The following is an 18,686-nucleotide window of genomic DNA, read 5'->3' as shown; positions in this document are numbered from 1 at the left end:
AAAGAACGAAATGGACTGGGCGGCCGGCAAGGACTTTGCCTGCAGTGTGACGAGGTCGGGACGTGGCGAATGACGAATGGACGGCATGATCAGCCGGAAATGCAGGGTCTGCGACTCGGCGTTGTCTCGGCTTTCCCACCGAGCCGCAACAGCTTGAACGAGTTCGGTTACCACTTGGTCAAACACCTCTCTCGTCTCGAGGAGGTCGACGAGGTCCTCGTGTACGCCGACCACACCGTTGAGGGTGCATCTGAGCACATGGAGAACGTCTCGTTCCGTCCATGCTGGCGTTTCAACGCTCTGACCAACCTCTGGCGTGTCCCACGCGAGATCAAACGATCGAATCCGGACGCGGTGTTGCTCAACCTGCAGTTCGCGACCTTCGGCGACAAGCGGATTGCGGGAGCATTGGGACTGCTGATTCCCGCAGCTCTTCGCCTGTGGCGAGTGCCGACGCTGGTAGTACTGCACAACCTTGCCGACAACGTCGACATGAAGGACGCGGGATTCGCAGGCTCAGCCCTGACTGCCAAGTTGATGACTTCGGCTGGTCGAGCTCTGACGCGCGCTCTGTTGCGCGCTGACCTGGTTGCGCTGACGATCCCGCGATACGTCGAGTTTCTCCGCGAAGAGTATGGGGCGAACAATGCCGTCCTCGCCCCGCACGGGAGCTTCGAGGACGTTGCAATGCCCACTTTCTCGGTCCCTCCGGGGCGTCGGACCATCATGGCGTTCGGTAAATGGGGTACGTACAAAACCGTCGACATGCTGGTGGAGGCCTACCGAGAATTGCTGGCGCGGGGGTACGACGACACTCGGCTCGTGCTCGCAGGCACCGATAGTCCGAACTCGGCCGGATACATGGAATCGGCGGCGCAGCGCTACGCGGACGTGCCGAATCTGGAGTTCCCCGGCTACATCGCCGAGAACGAAGTGGGACCGCTGTTTCTGTCGGCGTCCGTCGTTGCGTTCCCGTACACGTCGACCACGGGAAGTTCCGGTGTACTTCACCAGGCGGGGGAGTACGGGCGGGCTGCGGTCCTACCCCGGATCGGTGATCTCGTCGACATCGTCGAGGAGGAGGGTTTTCTCGGCGTGTACTTCCGCCCGGGTGACCCATCGAGCCTCGCGGACGCGATCGCCGAGGTTCTCGACGATCCGGTCAAACGCGCCGCGCTCGGTCGGCGGAATTTTGCGGCCGCCACCGGAATCCCCATGTCCGAGGTAGTGCAGTGGCACGTCGCGCACATCCAGCGGTTGCTCGCGAAGCGGACGACGAGATGACTGCTCCCGAATTGGCATCGTCGAGGGTCGGTCGCAGGCTCGTGGGCGGTGGATCGATGTTGGCGATCGCGATGCTGGTCGCCAACATCGGAAACTACGGACTCAATCTCTTTCTCGGACGCGTGCTGACACCGGCGGAGTTCTCGGACGCCAACCTCATGGTGACGTTTCTGTTCAGTCTGACCTCCATCGCTTTGTGTCTGCAGTTGGTAGCAGCACGATTCATCTCACGATCCGACGAACTGGGGTTCGAGGGCGACTCGGATCTCCTCGCTCGTCGACTCCGACGCATCGCTCTCGGGTCCGGAGTCGTCACCGCAGTAGTGCTTGCAGGTGCATCCTCGTTCTGGTCGACGATCTTTCAGACGGCATCATCGTGGCCGTTCGTGATACTGGCCGTGGGAATCCCGTTCTGGCTCGTCCAAGCGGTCGGACGCGGCGTCATGCAAGCACGTTTGATGTTCGGACCCCTTGCTCTCTCGTTCGTCGTGGAGATGGTTACTCGCCTCGGATTGGGCGTGCTGCTGGTGACCATGGGTTTCGGCGTCGAAGGAGCGACGGTAGCTCTGACAGCATCATTCGTCGTCACCACTGTGGTGGTGGGTATCGCGAGCAGGTCTCGCAGTCCACGCACCGGGAACGGTATCGATCGAGCCGAGGTGCGGGCGTACGCCGGTCTCGTGTCGGTTCTCCTGATCGGTCAGATCATCGCCAACAACAGCGACATATTCGTCGCGAAAGCTTATTTCACCCCTACCGATGCCGGCATCTACGCTGCCGTCGCGCTGGTGGGCCGTGCTGTGTTCTTCTTGGCATGGTCGGTTGCCACGGTGATTTTCCCGGTCGTTGCCCGGCGTCATGCGGCAGGCCGTGAGTCATCGGAGGTCCTCCGATTCGGCATCCTGGCCGTCATCGGCATCGGCGCCACGTGCGCAGTAGGAGCGCTCTGGCTCGGCGGACCTGCGCTCGGATTCGTCCTCGGCCCCGAGTACTCCGATCTCTCGATTCCATTGGCCGCCTACGCCGGGACGACCACACTGTTCGCGATCGGCAATCTCGTGGCGAGCTACAGACTTTCGCAGTCACTGGTGACCGAATCCTGGTATCTCCTCGGCGCTGCTGTGCTTCAACTCGTCCTGGTCTTGATCTGGCACAGCGACATGACGACGTTGATCGCGATGCAAGGCATTGCCATGGCGTTCCTGATCCTCGCTCTCGGGAGCCGGTCGATGACGCGCACGTGGATTTCCAACCGCAGCCGAAAAGAGGCCCTCCAATGAGCGAGGATTCGTCCGCATACCGTGCCTACCGAAAGTGGGTCACCGAGCCGTTGTGCGCCAAGCCCGTTGTATCCGTGGTCATTCCGGCCTACAACGAAGAATGGCGCATCCTTCCCACCATCGGCGCGATCGCTACGCACATGAGTGCCCGCAGTGAGCCCTGGGAGCTGATCGTCTCCGACGACGGTTCGACCGATACGACCGTCGCACTCGTCGAAGACCTGCGATTCGCCAACTTGACCCTCGTCGTCGCCGAGAAGAACACCGGGAAGGGTGACGCGGTTCGACGAGGAATGCTCGCTGCGCGTGGAGAAGTGGTGTTGTTCGCCGACGCTGACCAGTCGACGCCGATCGAACAGTTCGACCGCCTCTACTCGCTCATCGACGAGGGCTTCGATGTGGTCGTGGGCTCCCGTGCAGCCAAGGGCGCAGCGGTCAGCGGAAAGAGCCTGACGCGGCGAGTGCTGAGCAAGACACTTCGCGTCGTCGTGTCGAGAGGGTTCGGTGTGACGGTGTCCGACACCCAATGTGGATTCAAGCTCTTCACCGCAGATGCGGCATCGACGCTGTTCACGATGCAGATCGTCGATGGCTTCTCGTTCGACCTCGAAATCCTCTATCTCGCGAACAAAGTCGGCTATCGTGCGGCCGAAGTGCCGGTCGAATGGATCGATGCTCCGGGTTCGACCGTAGAGGCCGCCAAGGTCAGCATGCAGTTCCTACGCGACCTGATTCGTATTCGCCGCTACGACCTCAGCGGTCGATATACGCGCCCCGACTCCTCGCTCGCGCGAGCCGCGACGTCCACGCCGAACGACAAGGAGACCTGCCCGTGATCATCAGAACCGAAATCGAGCCGTCACAACGGCTCGTACACCTGGTCGGCCGATTCGACGCTCACGAGACCGATGGATTCCGAACTGCCGTTTTCCCTTTGGTGACAGCCGAGAACAACACTGTGCGCATCGACCTGTCGCAGGTCGCCTTCGTGGATTCTTCCGCGCTCGCCGAACTCGTGCGGCTGCAGAAGGCGGCCGCGGCGCTCGGTGGTGAGGTCATCTTGACCCAGCTCTCCGACCCGGTCCGCGTCATCCTCGAAATCACCGACCTCGCAGAGGTGTTCACCATCGACGACGCGGATACGAGCGCGTCGTGAGTACGACGTCGTCACAGGTTCGTCGTGAGCGTGCGGCCATCGAACCGACGTCGCTCGACGAAGCGGTCGATCTGCTCATCGCGCACGCTTCCGGAAATCGGACGTCGGAGTCGACGCCTGTTGCGGAGGTGGACCGTCTGGCTGGCCGGGTACGTGCAGAGGTCCGAGGCCTCCAGTCGATGCAGGGTGAACTGACCGAGGCCCTCATCGCCAGCCAGGACCGCATCCATGCCATGAAGACCCTGGCCCAGATCAATGTCCAGGGTGCTGCGAGCGACGAAACTATCGGACTGTTGCTCGACGAGGCGCTTGCGTTGACGAGTTCCTTTCTCGTCGTATTGTTCACCGAACGCACGGTCAGAGCTACTGCGGGCGACACGGCGAGGCTCGATGCGTGTACAGAGACTGCTCGGCGCAGCCTCGCTGCGGCACCCGGCCAATTGCTGCGCACCACCGACGGTGACCACGCAGTCATTGCCACGCTCGATCCCGAGGGCGAGGGCGGGAATTTCATCGGGTTCTACAGGCGGACCGGCCAACCGTTTTCGACAGTGGATCTACCGATCGTCGACGCGATCGTGTCAGCGCTCGGCGTGATGATCGCGTTCAACGAGCTGCATCGATACGAACTCGAGAGGGCGGCGGTCGAGCGTGAGCATCAACTCGCTTCGGCGCTCGCGCAGTCGGTCATCATCGAGCAGCCACCTCGGTCGAGCGCGGTCGAGGTGTTCGCCAGCACCACTCCTGCTTCGCTCACCGGTGGAGATTTCTACGTGTTCGGTAAGACACAGAACTCGATCTGGTTCGCGGTCGGAGACGTCGCAGGTAAAGGCCTGCCAGCTGCAATGTTGATGACTCGCGCGGTAGCTGCGTGCAGAGTGGCCTTCCTCGCCCATTCCGAAGCGTCGGTGGTGGATGTCTTCGGTCGTGTCGAAGACGAACTGTACGAACATTTGGACGAGGTGGGTATGTTCATCACCCTCGCCCTCGGTGTGGTCGACGAGCGGAGCCGCTCGATCTCCCTGGTCAATGCCGGGCACTCGCCGATCGTCGCGGTGCGGGCGTCGGGAGTAGAACCTGTTGCGGCGACCGTGCCGCCGCTCGGGGTGATCCGAGGCCGGGTGCCCACCGTTTCGACGGTCGACCTCGACCTCGGCCACTGGTTGATCCTCGGTTCCGACGGCTTGACCGAGCAGGCCGACCCGAACGGGAACCTGTTCGGATACGACCGGTTCGACCAGTTGTGCCACAGGCTGTACCTCGAGCGCTCCTCTGCAGTGGGGGAATCGATCCTCGACGCGGTCCATGCGTTCGCGGCCGGCAGCACGGCCTCCGACGATTGCACGCTCGTGATCTTCAAGAACTCGAGTACACCGGCATGACCACACTCTCGCAATCGCGTCTGGAACTGCAACCGAACGCTTTGGCCGTGCGCGCGGTCGGTGGATGGCTCAAAGCTGCGACGGATCAGCTGGAACCCGATGCGGCAGCGGATGTTTTCCCCCGGGCCGAACTGGCCGTGCACGAGGCCTGCATGAATGTGATCGACCATGCGAATCTTCCCGAGGGGGGAGTGATCGAACTGAGTCTGGTGCTCAGTTCGGACCGACTCATAGTGCGTGTGACTGATCAGGGCGATGTGTTCGAACTGCCGGGACCGACGGTTCGTTCGCCCGGTGAGCTCAGTGACCGTGGCTACGGCCTGCGAATCATCCGCTCGCTCGTCAGCGAGATCGCGTACGAACGGATCGGATCCGGAAATCACCTCGAGTTACGGATCGACATCAGGAGCAGTGGTCAGTGACGAATTTCGATGCGGCCGAATTTCCCGCAATCAGCATGAGTGTCTCCACTGCGGGCAGAGGCGAAGCAACTCTCGTGCTCGGTGGACGATTGGACATGGTCGAAGCTGTGACCGTGCGAGAACGGCTCTCCCAGGACGATCTCGTTTCGGCGCAGTACTTGGTGATCGACCTCGCTGCCGTCACCTTCGTGGACAGTGCGGGTCTTGCGGTTCTCGCGCGTGCCCGTCGGGATCGCGTGCTCGAAGGGGGAACCGTGACGTTGGTTCGCCCTCGGTCCGACGACGCAATGCGGGTGTTCCGGCTCACTCAGTTCGACCAGATCTTCGTGATGTTGGATCCAACCGAGAGCGGGTCCACCTGATGACGCGCGTTGCCCTCGTGGTCGACGACGACGCCGTCAGCCGTCTGGTCTTGTGCCATATGCTGCGTCGACTCGGTTGGGCGGTAGATCAGGCTGCGGACTCCACCGAGGCGATCGATTCCGTCGTCGACTCCCACCACGATTTGGTGATTTCCGACTTCCACCTGCCATCGGGAACGGGAATCGACGTCCTCGAAGAAGTGGAGCGTCGCGACGACCCCCCGGCCTTCGTGCTGGTCACAGGAATCCTCGAATACTCGACTCTGTCGGCAGACATCTCGGCTCGGCTGGCCGGCGAGCTCACGAAACCGGTCAGTTCCGAATCGTTGCGCAGAACACTGCACAACTTGTTTCCGCCTGCCTCCGACTGACTTTCACGTCCTCGATCGATGCCGTGCTGTCCGCTCAGCGCTCGACCGCCCCGGTCGTCGTTCGGTCGGGTGGCTCACAGCCGAACTGCCGTCTTCCCGCGGACCTTGCCTGCGGCCAGGTCTGCCACTGCGTCGGCCGTTCGGTCGAGGGAGTAGACGCGGTCGAGTGCAGGTCGGACTGAGCCGGCCTCGACCAGCGAGGCCAGTTCGGCGAAGTCGGCTGCGCGTTCTTTGCTGATCAGGGCTGTGATCCGGTGCCTGACGAAGGGGGAGAGGGCCGCTGCCCCGATTTGGCGGTGGGCTCCGCCCAGCCATCGGTCTCCGCCCTCGCCGCCTGCGATCACCAGCGTTCCGTTCGCGGTCAGACTGCGTCGAAGTCGAGCGATCGTTCGGAGACCCGCCAGGTCGATGATCACGTCGTAGGGTCCATGGACGTCGATGTCCTCGCGGGTGTAGTCGATGACGCGGTTGGCTCCGAGGGCTCGAACGAGATCGGCTTTTGCCGCGCTCGCTACGCCGATCACCTCCGCGCCGTGCGCCGCAGCGATCTGGACGGCGAACGATCCCACACCGCCGGAGGCGCCGATCACCAGGACTCGGTTGCCGGGCTCGACGCGTCCTGCGTCTCGAACTGCTTGCAGCGCAGTGCTGCCCGAGATCGGTAGGACGGACGCCTCCTCGAAAGACAAGCTCGCGGGCTTGGGGGACAAGCGAGACTCCGGTACCACCGCGAACTGTGCCAGCGACCCGCGGGCAGAGCCGATGATCTCGTCACCGACAGCGACGGAGGTGACCTCGTCCCCGACTGCCTCGACCACACCGGCCAGATCTCGGCCGATCACGGCAGCTTTCGGCCGACGCAGGCCGAATCCGAGTCTGACGGCATACGGCAATCCGGTCATGAGGTGGACGGTTCCGCGGTCGATCCCGACGGCACGGACGCGGACCAAGGCCTCGCGCGGCCCCGGGGTCGGCACCGGTATCTCGTTCACATGCAGTGTGTCGGTGCCGCCGTAGGTGCTTTGAGTGACTGCCCGCATGGTCCCAGCTCGTGGTCTTACACTGTAAGTCATATCCTGACGATAGACTTACGATGTAAGAACGTCAACGGTTGCAGCACACATCGAGGAAGCGAAGAAATGACCGACAGCAGAAAGATCCATCGTGGTAGCGCATTGGGCCGCGACGAGATCGTGCGGTCCGCAATGGATCTCGCCGACAGTCAGGGGTTGCGCGCGGTCTCGATGCGTGGAGTGGCCACTCGACTGGGCGTGGAGGCGATGTCGCTGTACCACCACGTCAAGAACAAGGAAGACATGCTCGACGGCATGGTCGACGAGGTGTTCTCGGAATTTCACGCGCCACGCATCGGAGCTGACTGGCAGTCGGAAATGCGGCTGAGGTCGCAGTCGGCCCGGGGGGTCCTCAAGAAGCACCCATGGGCAGTGGGCCTCATGGACTCACGACGCAACGCCGGATTCGCCACGTTGCAACACCACGATGCGGTGATCGGGTGTCTACGCGAGGGTGGACTGTCACTCGAGTTGACCGGGCACGCGTTCGCCGTTCTCGACGCTCACCTGTACGGGTTCTTGATACAGGAACTGAGTTTGGCTTTCGATGGTGAACGCGACCTCGCCGAGCTCGGCGAGACAATCCTCGCGTCTATTCCCGACGGCGTCCTGCCGTATTTCAAGGAGTTTGCTCTCGGCCGTGCACTGCGCCCCGGCTACGACTTCGGCGACGAGTTCGACGTGGGACTCGACCTGATCATCGCAGGGCTTGCGGCCCGCGCAACCGAGAAGTAGCTCTCTGGCAGTGGAGCATGGTGTACTGCCGACGTTTCGAGAACCTCCGCCTTGCTGACGGTCGCCCGTTTCGGTCACCACACGACGGTGGCGTCTCCGACGCGAACTCGACCGAAGAATCGGTTGGTGATGTCTTGGCCGGAGTGGTTGTAGCTGTTGATGATCGATGCGATCTCGTCAACGAGAGCTCGAAGTGCAGGGGAGTGGAGGTCGAGCCCGCCGTCATCGACCCAGCCCCACGCCGTAGGGACGCCGACAATCGTGACGACGATCTCGCAGTCGTAGCGTACAGCGACATCGAACTGTATGCCGTTGGGAGCGTGCACAATCGGATCGACCGTGGCAACGTCGTCGCCCTGTGTCGGGGTGGGCATCTACTCGGTCGACGCCACAGGTATCGAGGAGCGCCCGGGTTCGTGCCAGGGAGCGCACCACCGTCGACTTCTCCGAAGCATCGGCCGGGCGGGCACCGGTGTAAATTCGATCCGGTGAGTACACCGACCTGGAACCGATATATGTGGCACCGAACCGAGGTTGGGAACCCAGACGGTCGCGGGCCATCGGATCTGGGCCGATCGTGACGAGCGACGATCTGCGGACGAATCCGCGTGTGCCGCGTCCTAGACGACCTGTACCGCGCGAGGCCGCGGTGGAACTGACATCGAGCGGTGTGCCTGTTCCAGAGCGCGACTTCTTCATCGAGGAGTTCCGCGGGGTCACGATCGTTGTCGCGCTTCCCGTGCTGGGATCTGTTGCGTTGGAAACGGTGGCACGCACGGTCGGCGAGTTCGGTGCTCGCGATACGCGCTTCATCTTCGTGGTACCGGTCGACAGCGTTTCGGCCACCGTCGACGCCGTCGGTGGTCTGACAATGGACGCGTCCTCGGTGTGGAGCGACGACAGAGTAGCCGATCTATGGCTCGCTACCGCGGACTCGCAATGCGTTGTTGTCGGTGCCGAGGCTTCCGCTGTCGCGCGCACGGCAGGTTTCGTGTCGGCGAGCGTTCGTGCATCGAAGACGGTGCTGACCGATCCGGGCGGCGGTTGGGGAAACCCACCCCGCAGCTTTGCGGATATCGACGTGCACCGCGAGCGTCTCGGCGCTCATCTGGCCGAACGAGGGCTCGACGATTTCCTACCCGCTGCTCAAGAGGCTCTCGCAGGCGGCGCATACAGCGTAAACCTCTGCTGTGCAGAAGATCTCGAATTCGAACTACTCACTTTCGACGGCCGCGGGACCGTCTTGACCCAGGGTCGGTACCTTCACCTCGCCGCACTCCAAGTGGACGATTTTCCCGCCATCGAATCGTTGGTGGCGCAAGGGGTACACGAAGGGGTACTCAAGCCGCGCAGCCGGATCGAGATTGCGAGAATGGCTGTCGGCGGGCTCGGTGCGCGGGTCCTTCGCACCGGACACCTTGCCGGAATCGTCGGTCTCGAGGTGGACCGTTATGCCGGAACGGGATTCGGAGAGGTCTCCGGATTGATCACAGTGGCCGAGTTCTCGGGGCTGGGCGCGGGCGGACTACTGATGGACGGGCTGGTGAGAATTTGCCGTGAGCGAGGGGTCAGCAACCTGTTTGCGGTGACGGTCAGCGGGGAGGCTGCAGAGTTCTTCGCGAGACGGGGGTTCGTCGAGGTTGCGCACCAGGACGTTCCTGCCTCGAAATGGCAGGACTACGACGCCGATCGACTCGACGCCGCTCGCTGCTTTCTCCGACACATCCGGGCGCTACCCGATTCACGAGATGCGTAGTGTCGAGCTCGAGGTGACACCGCGGGTCGAGTCTGCGCTCAGCCAACGTCAGGGCTCAATCCTGTCCGAGGCAGTCCTGTGATCGGGCGGTGCGGTCTGTCGTAGGAGCGAGCGCATAGGCGAACAGGTAACTCGACGCTGCGATCACTGCCAGTGCGATCCACCAGGGCAGCAATTCGTCCGTTCCGGTGGAGATCTCACCGGCCGCGGCGAACAACCAGCACAGGGCGAGGGCGGTCACCAGCGTGACTGCTGCCGCGGTGCACGCGGCGAATCGGTGTCGCCAAGTCCTGTGTGATCGTGCCGGCCACACGCGATTCGACCACAACGCGTAGCGACCCCCGCCGACCGCGACCACGCCGACCAACAGCCCGGCCACCGCACCGCAGAACGCAGGAAACACCAACAATGCCAACCAGGACATCGATCCCTCGAGAGCCCAGGGGAGCATGACGCCCGCACCCGTGACCGCACCGGTAGCACCGGCGACCCTCAGTTCTTTCTCGACCCAGTCCACAGTGATACACAACACGCCGCCAGGGCCGATCTGCAAGCGCTGCAGGAACTACGTCGGCGGCGATATCGGCACCGGTTCCAACGACCCGGGGCAGGTCGCCGTGCGCTACGGCGTGTCGATTCAGGATCGCGTGTGGTCGAGGGTCGGTGCATGGTTGGAATCGACGGCGAGTTGTGCTTCTTCGTAGTCGACCGAATCGACCGACGAACGGTAGGTGTGTGCTCCGTCGACGGAGACGTGGACCAGTACCCGACGCCGATCGAGCGGGTCGACTTCGCGGTGTGCCAGTGCGTTGGCGATCAGGTGGTCGACCACACGAGTCAATGTGGGTCCGGTCAGGCCGGTCAGTTCGCGCAGTTGGGTCATGGATAATCCGGTCGTTCGGTGATCGACCAGTAATTCGAGTAACAGCCATTGGTCGATCGTCAGTCCGACCTGTGCCGTGACTGCACCGATTGCATCGGCCGCCGAGCGTGATGCCCGCAGAAGCGCCAGCGTAGGCCGTTCGCGTGGCCGGGTTGTCCCTCTGCTCACGTGCTTCCAATCGAAATAGTTTCGTACGGAGGTATGCCGTCACGATACAGATAATTTACGTCGGAGATACACCGTGACCGTAGGCTCTTCGAAGACAAGGAACGGATCACGATGACCACGATAATCGACACGACGCCCATGGGCGATCGCTTCGCTGTCGGTGTCGCGATTCCGATGCAAGGTTCCGGAGGAATTTTCGGGCCTTCGTGCCGTTCGGTGGTCGATCTCGCTGTCCACGAGATCAATTCCCAGGGGGGAGTCCTCGGGCGAGAAGTGTCATCGGTCGTTCTCGATTCCGGCAGAGCGCCTCATCTGGTAGCGCGTGAACTCGACGCCCTGATCGAGCGCGGTCACATCCATGCCGTCACCGGTTGGCATACATCGTTGGTGCGCGATGCAATCGTCGGGGCTGTTGCCGGTCGTATCCCGTATGTCTTCACCGCGTTACACGAGGGCTTGCCTGGTGCCGACGTGGTCAACGTCGGCGAGGTTCCTGCAGTCCAAGTGGCCCCCGCTCTTGCCTGGCTGCGCGAGAATTTTCCAGTGGCCAGCTGGGCAGTCGTCGGCAACGATTACGTATGGCCGCATTTTTCCTCTCGATTCGTGATCGATGCTGCTCCGACACTCGGCATAACCGTGTCTTCGATCGGTTTCGCAGCCTTCGGTGACGAACGGGCATTGACCTCGCTCGTCGACACCATCGAGCGCGACAGGCCTGACGCCGTGGCCATGTTCCTCGTCGGGCAGGACGCAGTGTTGTTCAATCGCGAATTCGCGAGCCGTGGGCTCGATCGAGACATTCTCAGATACAGCCCGTTGATGGACGAAAGCATGTTGATGGGCAGCGGTGTCGATGCAACCGAGAACCTGTATTCCTCTGCCGGCTACTATCGTTCGCTGGTCTCAGCCAATACGATCGACCTGCAAAGTCGCTATGCCGGATTCCACGGCCCGTTCGCGCCGCCTCTGAACAATACCGCCGAGAGTTGCTACGAGGGGATGTTGACGCTCGCGCATCTCGTCGAGCGGGCCGGGTCGACCGACATGACGGCGATCAAAGCCTCGATTGCGGGGCTCGCGTACGACGGACCTCGCGGCGTCGTGGAGTACCAAGGCGCGCAAGGGTTCCACGACGTACATCTCGCCCGGGCCGACGGCTACGACTTCGAAGTTCTTTCTCGCATCTGATATTTCCGGCGTGTAACCGGTATGTGAATACCGGAGACGAAACTTGCAGCACCTTCGCCTGTGCCTTACGTTCATCCAATCTACTTCCATATGAAGATATTCCATATGGGGATCAAGATTCGAAGAAGGAGGTTCCAGGTGCATTTGACGCCCAAGGACGAGGATCGCCTGATGCTCTTCCTCTCGGCCGAACTCGCACGTAGGCACCGAGACCGAGGGCTGAAGCTGAGCTATCCGGAAGCGCGTGCGCTCATCGCCGACGAGGTCGTCGAAGCAGCGCGTGCCGGTGCGACGGTTCCCGAGGCCACCGAAGCGGGTGCAAACCTGCTCACCGAGGACGACCTGCTGCCGGGCGTTGCCGACCTGGTGGGAACTGTGCAGGTCGAAGGGTTCTTCGACGACGGACAGAAGCTCGTCACCATCCACGATCCCATCAGGCCGGGCACCAACACCTCGGAACCCGACGTCCAACCTGGACAACTCTTCGTCGAGGACGGAGAGATCGAGCTCAACTCCGGCCGGGCGACTGCAACGGCCTCGGTCGTCAATACCGGCGACCGGCCCGTGCAGGTCGGTTCGCACTTCCACTTCTTCGAGGTCAACAGGGCGCTCGAGTTTCCGCGAGCCGTCGGATACGGCATGCGCCTCGACATTCCCGCAGGGACGGCAGTTCGATTCGAGCCCGGGGAAGAACGCGTCGTCCAACTCGTCGCCTTCGGCGGAACCCGAGAGGTCTACGGCCTGAACAACATGACCAACACGACCATCGACACGGCGGGCCCCTCCACCGAACAATTGCACGCTCTTCATGCCGCCGGATTCCTCGGCGCCGTGACCGACTGACAACCCACTACGAATCAGGAACGAGTCCCGATGGCACTCCGCATTCCCCGGCGGCAGTACGCCGAGCTCTTCGGCCCCACTGTCGGCGACCGAATCCGCCTGGCAGATACAGATCTCATCGCAAAGGTGGAACGAGACGACACTGTTTACGGCGACGAGGCGGTCTTCGGCGGCGGCAAGACCATGCGCGAAGGCATGGCCGTGCACAACTCGATCACCAACAACGACGGTGCACTGGATTTCGTCATCACGAACGTCCTCGTGATGGACGCAATTCTGGGAATTCGCAAGGCCGACATCGGAATCAAGGACGGCAAGATCGCCGGTGTGGGCAATGCAGGAAATCCGAGACTGATGGACGGCGTCGACCCGGGGTTGATCATCGGAACCGGAACCGACGTCCGTTCCGGCGAAGGAATGATAGCGACGGCAGGCGCGATCGACGTGCACGTGCACTTCGACAGTGCCGGCCTTGTGGAAGAAGCGATCTCCAGCGGTATCACCACGATGATCGGTGGAGGTCTCGGCCCGGTTACCGTCGGCATCACGAGTTCCGGTCCGAACAACCTCGCTCGAATGATGCGCTCGGTCGAAGCTTTCCCGATGAACTTCGGGTTCCTCGGCAACGGCAGTGCAGCCGACCCGGCCCCGATCATCGAGCAGGGTCTCGCAGGCGCAATCGGCTTCAAGATCCACGAAGATTGGGGTGCGACGGCTGCAGCGATCCGCGCGTCCCTGGATGCGGGCGACGAACTGGATCTGCAGATTCAGATTCACAGCGACACCCTCAACGAGGGTGGCTTCTTCGAGGACACGATGCGAGCCATCGACGGTCGCGTCATCCACACCTATCACGCCGAAGGTGCGGGCGGCGGCCACGCACCCGACGTGATGCGTGTCGTCGGTGAGAGCAATTGCCTACCGTCCTCGACCAATCCGACGAATCCCTACACTCGCAACACCTTCGACGAACACCTCGACATGGTCATGGTGTGCCACCACCTCAACCCACGTATTCCCGAGGATGTCGCCTTTGCCGAGTCGCGTATCAGGCGCGAAACTATTGCGGCAGAGGATGTTCTGCACGACATGGGTGCGATCTCCGCGATGGGATCCGACTCCCAGGGCATGGGCAGGATCGGTGAGACAATTGCGCGAACATGGCAGTTGGCGTCACACATGCGCGCGACCCGTGGTCCGCTTGCGGATGACATCGGCACTGGCGCCGATAACGCGAGAATCCTTCGCTATCTTGCGAAAATCACGATAAATCCGGCACGGATGTTCGGTATCGACCACACCGTCGGTTCACTCGAACCCGGGAAGATGGCCGACATCGTGCTGTGGGATCCGAAGTTTTTCGGAATACGCCCCGAAGTGGTGTTCAAAGGCGGATTCCCGGCGTGGTCGGTGATGGGCGAGTCCAACGCGTCGCTCATGACTTGCGAGCCCCTGAAATATCGCCCGCAGTGGGCAGCATTCGGAAAGACTCCGTCGGACGTCTCGGTCAATTTCGTTGCGCAGGCTGCGATTGCGGACGGGCTGGGTGATCGTCTCGGGTTGTCCACGCCTCTGGTGCCCTGCGTCGGTGCCCGTTCTCTGAGTAAAGCGTCTCTGCTGCACAACGACTACCTTCCTTCGATCTCCATCGATCCTGATACCTACCGCGTCGAGGTCGACGGTGAGGTGTGCACCAGCCAGCCCATGATGCGTGTCCCGCTGGGCCGCCGCTACACGATCAAATAGGAGTGGGACTTACATGAACGAAGCAACTCGAATCGGAATCGGCGGACCGGTCGGTTCCGGAAAGACACGACTCGTCGAACGGCTGCTGCCGATGTTCGCCGCGTCCGGAATCGATATTGCAGTCATCACGAACGACCTGGTCACCGACGAGGACGCGCAGCGAGTCCGCCGAAGCGGTCTGATCGACCCCGCACGCGTTACGGGCGTCGAAACCGGAGCGTGCCCACACACCGCAATTCGCGAGGACCCGTCGGCCAATCTGAGTGCGGTGATGACGCTGCAGAAGACGTATCCGGGCCTGTCGGTGGTGTTGATCGAATCGGGCGGAGACAATCTGGCAGCGACCTTCACTTCCGACCTGGTCGACTACTGGATTTTCGTTATCGACACGGCGGCGGGGGACGATATCCCTCGTAAGAAAGGAATCGGTCTGCTTCAGGCAGATCTGTTGGTGGTGAACAAGATCGATCTCGCCCCGATGGTCGGAGCCGATCTCGATCGCATGCGCAGCGACTGTGCGGTAGCACGACCGGACCGTCCAACCGTCTTCACGGATCTGCGCAGCGGTTCCGGTTTGAACGAGGTATTCGACACTGTCGTACGAGGCGCGATGTTGACGCCGAATGTCTCGACGTGACCGCCTCCGCGCCCATTGTCGAGGGCATCCTCGCCGTCGATGTGGTGTGCGGCCGGCGCGATCGAACGCAGATCGCAACGCTCGAACAGCGTTTCCCTCAACGGATCACGGTGCCCATGTACCTCGATCCAGACGATCCCGGCATGGCCTTTCTATGCGTTCAGAATCCGACGGGAGGCGTCTTTCCCGGCGACCGCATCCGCACCGACGTCAATGCTCGGGTCGGCACTCGACTGCATCTGACCACCCAATCGGCGACACAGATCTACGCAGGCGACGGCGAGGCCGTGCACGACTACCGATTCACGTTGTCCGACGGGAGTTTCGTCGAACATGTCCCGAAGGTATCCATACCGCACGCCCGTTCGAGAAGTTCACAGACCGTCACGCTCGACATGACAGGCGATTCGGTGTTCGTCGGGTCCGAAAGCGTTGCGTCCGGTCGAATCGGTCACGGCGAGCGGTTTCTGTACGACATGTATCGATCTCGTACTTCGATTCGGATAGACGGCAGCATCGAGGCTGTCGACAACGTTCGGCTCGAACCAGCAGAGCGTCCTTTCGGTCCGGGCGTTGTGGCGGCGTCGAACTACTACTCCACATTGCTCGTCGTCGCACCGAAGCGAGAGCTCGAGGTATTGAAAACCGGCTTCAATTCAATTCTGCGCGATACCCCCGGCGTCGTGGGCGCGGCCAGTATGTTGCCGAACTCGATCGGGATATCGGCCCGATTTCTCACCGACCGAGCACCGACGATGCAGGCCACCTACGAGGCACTCAGGACCGACGTTCGACGCGTCGTCCTCGGTCGCGGCCCCCTCAGAGCAAGGATGTGACATGGAAGCAACAGAAGTTCTCGGGTCCCGCTCGGACGAGAAGTACAGCGGGCGCATCGTGGACCCGGTCCACATCCCATGGGGTGATTCCAAGAAACACCGGCAGTTCGTTCGGACCGCGGGCGATCGTGAACTGGCGTTGCGGCTACCCCGTGGGACGTTTCTCGAAGTCGACACGGTGTTGTGGGACGACGGAGAGACGATCGTCGCGGTCGAGCGGCCGGAAGAAGACGCGATCGTCGTCCAGTTCGCGGACAACGTCGGTGCCGATGCCGTGCGACGAGCTCTGCTACTCGGTTATCTTCTCGGTAACCAGCATGCACCGCTCGATGTCACGGCAGAGCGCGTCGCAACGCCGTTGATGACGAGTCCGGAAACGGCCGAGGCCACGTTGAAGGCGTTGCACATCACCGGCCAGGTGTCGCAGGTGGAGCTCGCTCGGAACGGATGGTCTAACACCTCCGCCGATCACCACCACGGCCACAGCCATGACTGATACTGGAACCATCGCCTACCTCAGCTGGATGCAGCTGTGCGACAGCGCATTTCCTTCCGGCCGATTCGTACACTCGAACGGTCTCGAAGCGTGGCTCGCCGGCAATTCCGCAGCGCGTGAACGCGACATCGCAGCGCTGGTTCAGTCGTACATCTCCGAGTCCGTGACCACCCTCGACGCCGTCGCTCTCGCATTGGCATGGAGTCACGAGGATATCGACGACTCTCTCGCCCTCGATTCGGCCCTGTCGACGCACAAGCTGTCCGAATCGGCCCGCCTGTCCTCGACGTTGTGCGGGCGACAATTAGCGCTCGTTGCCCAGCGTGTGCTCGCTCCGACCGCGGCATTGGACTACCTGGCCCGTGTACTCGACAACTCGACGCCCGGAAATCAAGCTGTGGTCGAAGGGATAGTGCATCGATGCCTCGGCATCGATCGGCATCTCGCGGTAGTGGGCTACCTGAGGTCGGCGTACTCCGGATTGCTCTCGGCCGCAGTCCGTCTCGGACGTGCCGGCCCGATGTGGGTGCAGCAGCAACTTTTCGACGACCGCTACTTTCTCGATACATGCGCACAGCGCGCGATCCGGACCGAATGGGCCGATGCCATGGCCTTCGTCCCGGAGCTCGAAATCTACGCCATGCAACACGAAACCAACTCGTCCCGCTTGTTTACCACCTGATCCTGAAAGGTTCTGACATGGAACGTCTCTCACATCGCACCGCCGCCACGGCGCTGCTGCTCGGTGCCACCCTCGTACTTTCGTCATGCGGCAGCCGGACAGGCGACGGCACCTCAGCCGACGGCGCCATGGGCGCCCCGAGTTGCGTCGACACATCCGGCGACACCGTCAAGGTCGGCGCGATCAACTCGCTGTCCGGGCCCACGGCCATCAACGAGACCGTCATTCGCGACGCAATTACGATGGCCGTCGATGAGATCAACGCCTCCGGTGGAGTGCTGGGCAAGCAACTCGATCTGCTGGCCGAGGACGGGGCGTCCGAGCCGACCGTGTTCGCGGAGAAGGCCGAGAAGCTGATCAGCAGCGACTGTGTCGCAGCCGTTTTCGGCGGGTACACGTCTGCGAGCCGCAAGGCCATGCTGCCGGTGTTCGAGGACAACAATGCTCTGCTGTACTACGGCCAACAGTACGAGGGCCTCGAGGCCTCGAAGAACGTGTTCTACACGGGCGCGACGACCAACCAGCAGATCATTCCGGCTCTGGACTATCTCAAGGACCAGGGCGTGAAGTCCCTCTACCTGGTCGGTAGCGACTACGTCTTCCCTCGGACATCGAATGCGATCGTCAAGGCCTACGCGGCCGCGAACGGTATCGAGATCCTCGGTGAGGATTACACCCCGCTGGGTTCGACGGACTTCTCCACCATCATCAACAAGGTCCGCACCGCGAATGCCGATGCTGTATTCAACGTCGTAGTCGGCGATTCGCTTGTCGCCTTCTTCCGTGAGTACACCAATGCCGGCCTCAAAGCTGCCGATATGCCGGTGATGTCGATGTGTGTAGGTGAGGAAGAGGTCCGCAGCATCGGTGTTCAGAACGTGGCAGGCCAGTTGGCTGCCTGGAATTACTTCCAGACGCTGGACACACCGACCAACAACACGTTCGTCTCCAGTTTCAAAGACATGTATGGACAGAACCGCGTGACCTCGGATCCTATGGAGTCGGCATATACAGCCGTCTATCTGTGGAAGAACACGGTCGAGAAGGCTGATTCGTTTGCGGTGGCGGATATTCAGGATGCTGCTGGTGGTGTCAGTTTCGCCGCTCCCGAGGGTGAGGTCGTCATCAACGGCGACAATCACCACATTTCCAAGACTGCGCGTATCGGTGAGATTCGTCCGGACGGTTTGATCTACACCGTCTCCGAGTCACCGGAGCCGATCGAGCCCGACCCGTTCCTCGAGACCTACGACTGGGCCTCCGACCTCAACTGACCACCACCCATGTGAGTGGAACTTCGGAGCCTGCTCCGAAGTTCCACTCACATGCTCCGAAGGAGCTTTCCTATGGACGTCGTGATCGGACAGTTGTTCACCGGCCTGTCGA

General features: G+C 62.0%; 22 protein-coding genes. 18 read left to right on the top strand and 4 right to left on the bottom strand.

Annotated features, from left to right (window positions below):
- The first annotated feature begins 69 nt into the window (after positions 1-69).
- From J1M87_RS02940 to J1M87_RS02905, 8 genes are read left to right on the top strand one after another with little or no spacing between them, the layout of a single operon-like run.
- Entirely contained in the window at positions 70-1,284 is a 1,215-nt protein-coding gene (locus J1M87_RS02940; protein ID WP_206487655.1) for a glycosyltransferase, read from the top strand.
- Positions 1,281-2,564, top strand: a complete 1,284-nt coding sequence (locus J1M87_RS02935; RefSeq protein ID WP_206487653.1) for an oligosaccharide flippase family protein — start codon at positions 1,281-1,283, stop codon at positions 2,562-2,564. The genes J1M87_RS02940 and J1M87_RS02935 overlap by 4 nt, the downstream gene beginning before the upstream one ends.
- A complete protein-coding gene (locus J1M87_RS02930) occupies positions 2,561-3,400 on the top strand; it encodes a dolichyl-phosphate beta-glucosyltransferase (protein ID WP_206487652.1) in 840 nt (279 codons plus the stop codon). Before J1M87_RS02935 ends, J1M87_RS02930 begins: the two co-directional genes overlap by 4 nt.
- The gene (locus J1M87_RS02925) at positions 3,397-3,720 is read left to right on the top strand and encodes an STAS domain-containing protein (RefSeq protein WP_206487650.1); all 324 of its coding nucleotides are present in this window, start codon (positions 3,397-3,399) and stop codon (positions 3,718-3,720) included. Before J1M87_RS02930 ends, J1M87_RS02925 begins: the two co-directional genes overlap by 4 nt.
- A complete protein-coding gene (locus J1M87_RS29225) occupies positions 3,717-5,102 on the top strand; it encodes a PP2C family protein-serine/threonine phosphatase (protein WP_206487648.1) in 1,386 nt (461 codons plus the stop codon). Before J1M87_RS02925 ends, J1M87_RS29225 begins: the two co-directional genes overlap by 4 nt.
- Positions 5,099-5,524 (top strand): ATP-binding protein, encoded by a 426-nt coding sequence (locus J1M87_RS02915; protein WP_206487646.1) that lies wholly within the window; start codon positions 5,099-5,101, stop codon positions 5,522-5,524. The genes J1M87_RS29225 and J1M87_RS02915 overlap by 4 nt, the downstream gene beginning before the upstream one ends.
- Positions 5,521-5,886: an STAS domain-containing protein gene (locus J1M87_RS02910; protein WP_206487644.1), complete on the top strand. Its 366-nt coding sequence runs from the start codon at positions 5,521-5,523 to the stop codon at positions 5,884-5,886. Before J1M87_RS02915 ends, J1M87_RS02910 begins: the two co-directional genes overlap by 4 nt.
- The gene (locus J1M87_RS02905; RefSeq protein ID WP_206487642.1) at positions 5,886-6,257 is read left to right on the top strand and encodes a response regulator; all 372 of its coding nucleotides are present in this window, start codon (positions 5,886-5,888) and stop codon (positions 6,255-6,257) included. The genes J1M87_RS02910 and J1M87_RS02905 overlap by 1 nt, the downstream gene beginning before the upstream one ends.
- Before the next feature lie 74 nt (positions 6,258-6,331).
- Here J1M87_RS02905 and J1M87_RS02900 read toward each other — a convergent pair whose 3' ends face one another.
- Positions 6,332-7,330 carry an NAD(P)-dependent alcohol dehydrogenase gene (locus J1M87_RS02900; protein ID WP_241256296.1) on the bottom strand — a complete coding sequence of 333 codons (999 nt, stop codon included), beginning with the start codon at positions 7,328-7,330 and terminating at the stop codon, positions 6,332-6,334.
- Positions 7,331-7,396: 66 nt separating this feature from the next.
- Here J1M87_RS02900 and J1M87_RS02895 point away from each other — a divergent pair, with 66 nt between their 5' ends.
- Complete coding sequence (locus tag J1M87_RS02895) at positions 7,397-8,065, top strand: TetR/AcrR family transcriptional regulator (RefSeq protein ID WP_206487640.1); 669 nt, start codon at positions 7,397-7,399, stop codon at positions 8,063-8,065.
- Between the two features lie 74 nt (positions 8,066-8,139).
- Here the strand turns inward: J1M87_RS02895 and J1M87_RS02890 are convergent, their stop codons facing one another.
- Positions 8,140-8,439 carry a hypothetical protein gene (locus tag J1M87_RS02890; protein WP_206487638.1) on the bottom strand — a complete coding sequence of 100 codons (300 nt, stop codon included), beginning with the start codon at positions 8,437-8,439 and terminating at the stop codon, positions 8,140-8,142.
- 296 nt (positions 8,440-8,735) lie between these two features.
- Here J1M87_RS02890 and J1M87_RS02885 point away from each other — a divergent pair, with 296 nt between their 5' ends.
- On the top strand, positions 8,736-9,821 hold the full coding sequence (locus tag J1M87_RS02885; RefSeq protein WP_307830716.1) for a GNAT family N-acetyltransferase: 1,086 nt from the start codon (positions 8,736-8,738) through the stop codon (positions 9,819-9,821).
- A 55-nt stretch (positions 9,822-9,876) separates the two neighbouring features.
- Here the strand turns inward: J1M87_RS02885 and J1M87_RS02880 are convergent, their stop codons facing one another.
- A complete protein-coding gene (locus tag J1M87_RS02880; protein WP_206487634.1) occupies positions 9,877-10,338 on the bottom strand; it encodes a hypothetical protein in 462 nt (153 codons plus the stop codon).
- A 120-nt stretch (positions 10,339-10,458) separates the two neighbouring features.
- The gene (locus tag J1M87_RS02875; RefSeq protein WP_206487632.1) at positions 10,459-10,872 is read right to left on the bottom strand and encodes a MarR family winged helix-turn-helix transcriptional regulator; all 414 of its coding nucleotides are present in this window, start codon (positions 10,870-10,872) and stop codon (positions 10,459-10,461) included.
- Positions 10,873-10,983: 111 nt separating this feature from the next.
- On the opposite strand from J1M87_RS02875, the gene J1M87_RS02870 reads away from it, so the two are divergent.
- From J1M87_RS02870 to urtA, 8 genes are all read left to right on the top strand, one after another.
- Positions 10,984-12,060, top strand: a complete 1,077-nt coding sequence (locus J1M87_RS02870; protein ID WP_241256295.1) for a substrate-binding domain-containing protein — start codon at positions 10,984-10,986, stop codon at positions 12,058-12,060.
- A gap of 138 nt (positions 12,061-12,198) precedes the next feature.
- Positions 12,199-12,903 (top strand): urease subunit beta, encoded by a 705-nt coding sequence (locus tag J1M87_RS02865; protein WP_206487630.1) that lies wholly within the window; start codon positions 12,199-12,201, stop codon positions 12,901-12,903.
- A 30-nt stretch (positions 12,904-12,933) separates the two neighbouring features.
- Positions 12,934-14,649, top strand: coding sequence for an urease subunit alpha (gene ureC / locus J1M87_RS02860; RefSeq protein WP_206487625.1), 1,716 nt, complete (start codon positions 12,934-12,936; stop codon positions 14,647-14,649).
- A gap of 13 nt (positions 14,650-14,662) precedes the next feature.
- Complete coding sequence (gene ureG, locus J1M87_RS02855) at positions 14,663-15,286, top strand: urease accessory protein UreG (protein ID WP_206487623.1); 624 nt, start codon at positions 14,663-14,665, stop codon at positions 15,284-15,286.
- Positions 15,283-16,122, top strand: a complete 840-nt coding sequence (locus J1M87_RS02850; RefSeq protein WP_206487621.1) for an urease accessory protein UreD — start codon at positions 15,283-15,285, stop codon at positions 16,120-16,122. The genes ureG and J1M87_RS02850 overlap by 4 nt, the downstream gene beginning before the upstream one ends.
- A gap of 1 nt (position 16,123) precedes the next feature.
- Positions 16,124-16,618, top strand: coding sequence for an urease accessory protein UreE (locus J1M87_RS02845; RefSeq protein ID WP_206487619.1), 495 nt, complete (start codon positions 16,124-16,126; stop codon positions 16,616-16,618).
- Positions 16,611-17,300, top strand: a complete 690-nt coding sequence (locus J1M87_RS02840) for an urease accessory protein UreF (protein ID WP_206487617.1) — start codon at positions 16,611-16,613, stop codon at positions 17,298-17,300. Before J1M87_RS02845 ends, J1M87_RS02840 begins: the two co-directional genes overlap by 8 nt.
- A 17-nt stretch (positions 17,301-17,317) precedes the next feature.
- The gene (urtA, locus tag J1M87_RS02835; RefSeq protein WP_206487614.1) at positions 17,318-18,574 is read left to right on the top strand and encodes an urea ABC transporter substrate-binding protein; all 1,257 of its coding nucleotides are present in this window, start codon (positions 17,318-17,320) and stop codon (positions 18,572-18,574) included.
- Positions 18,575-18,686: the final 112 nt, after the last annotated feature.

The organism is Rhodococcus sp. KRD162, from assembly GCF_017168335.1.
Lineage (GTDB): Bacteria > Actinomycetota > Actinomycetes > Mycobacteriales > Mycobacteriaceae > Rhodococcoides.
The sequence above is the reverse complement of the archived record's forward strand: the minus strand, read 5'-3'. Positions and strand labels throughout refer to the sequence as shown.

Bases quoted from the DNA above. Each gene is read 5' to 3' on its own strand.
- J1M87_RS02940 (WP_206487655.1), top strand. From the start codon at position 70: ATGACGAATGGACGGCATGATCAGCCGGAAATGCAGGGTCTGCGACTC.
- J1M87_RS02935 (WP_206487653.1), top strand. From the start codon at position 1,281: ATGACTGCTCCCGAATTGGCATCGTCGAGGGTCGGTCGCAGGCTCGTG.
- J1M87_RS02930 (WP_206487652.1), top strand. From the start codon at position 2,561: ATGAGCGAGGATTCGTCCGCATACCGTGCCTACCGAAAGTGGGTCACC.
- J1M87_RS02915 (WP_206487646.1), top strand. From the start codon at position 5,099: ATGACCACACTCTCGCAATCGCGTCTGGAACTGCAACCGAACGCTTTG.
- J1M87_RS02905 (WP_206487642.1), top strand. From the start codon at position 5,886: ATGACGCGCGTTGCCCTCGTGGTCGACGACGACGCCGTCAGCCGTCTG.
- J1M87_RS02900 (WP_241256296.1), bottom strand. From the start codon at position 7,330: ATGACTTACAGTGTAAGACCACGAGCTGGGACCATGCGGGCAGTCACT.
- J1M87_RS02895 (WP_206487640.1), top strand. From the start codon at position 7,397: ATGACCGACAGCAGAAAGATCCATCGTGGTAGCGCATTGGGCCGCGAC.
- J1M87_RS02890 (WP_206487638.1), bottom strand. From the start codon at position 8,439: ATGCCCACCCCGACACAGGGCGACGACGTTGCCACGGTCGATCCGATT.
- J1M87_RS02870 (WP_241256295.1), top strand. From the start codon at position 10,984: ATGACCACGATAATCGACACGACGCCCATGGGCGATCGCTTCGCTGTC.
- ureC (WP_206487625.1), top strand. From the start codon at position 12,934: ATGGCACTCCGCATTCCCCGGCGGCAGTACGCCGAGCTCTTCGGCCCC.
- ureG (WP_206487623.1), top strand. From the start codon at position 14,663: ATGAACGAAGCAACTCGAATCGGAATCGGCGGACCGGTCGGTTCCGGA.
- J1M87_RS02845 (WP_206487619.1), top strand. From the start codon at position 16,124: ATGGAAGCAACAGAAGTTCTCGGGTCCCGCTCGGACGAGAAGTACAGC.
- J1M87_RS02840 (WP_206487617.1), top strand. From the start codon at position 16,611: ATGACTGATACTGGAACCATCGCCTACCTCAGCTGGATGCAGCTGTGC.
- urtA (WP_206487614.1), top strand. From the start codon at position 17,318: ATGGAACGTCTCTCACATCGCACCGCCGCCACGGCGCTGCTGCTCGGT.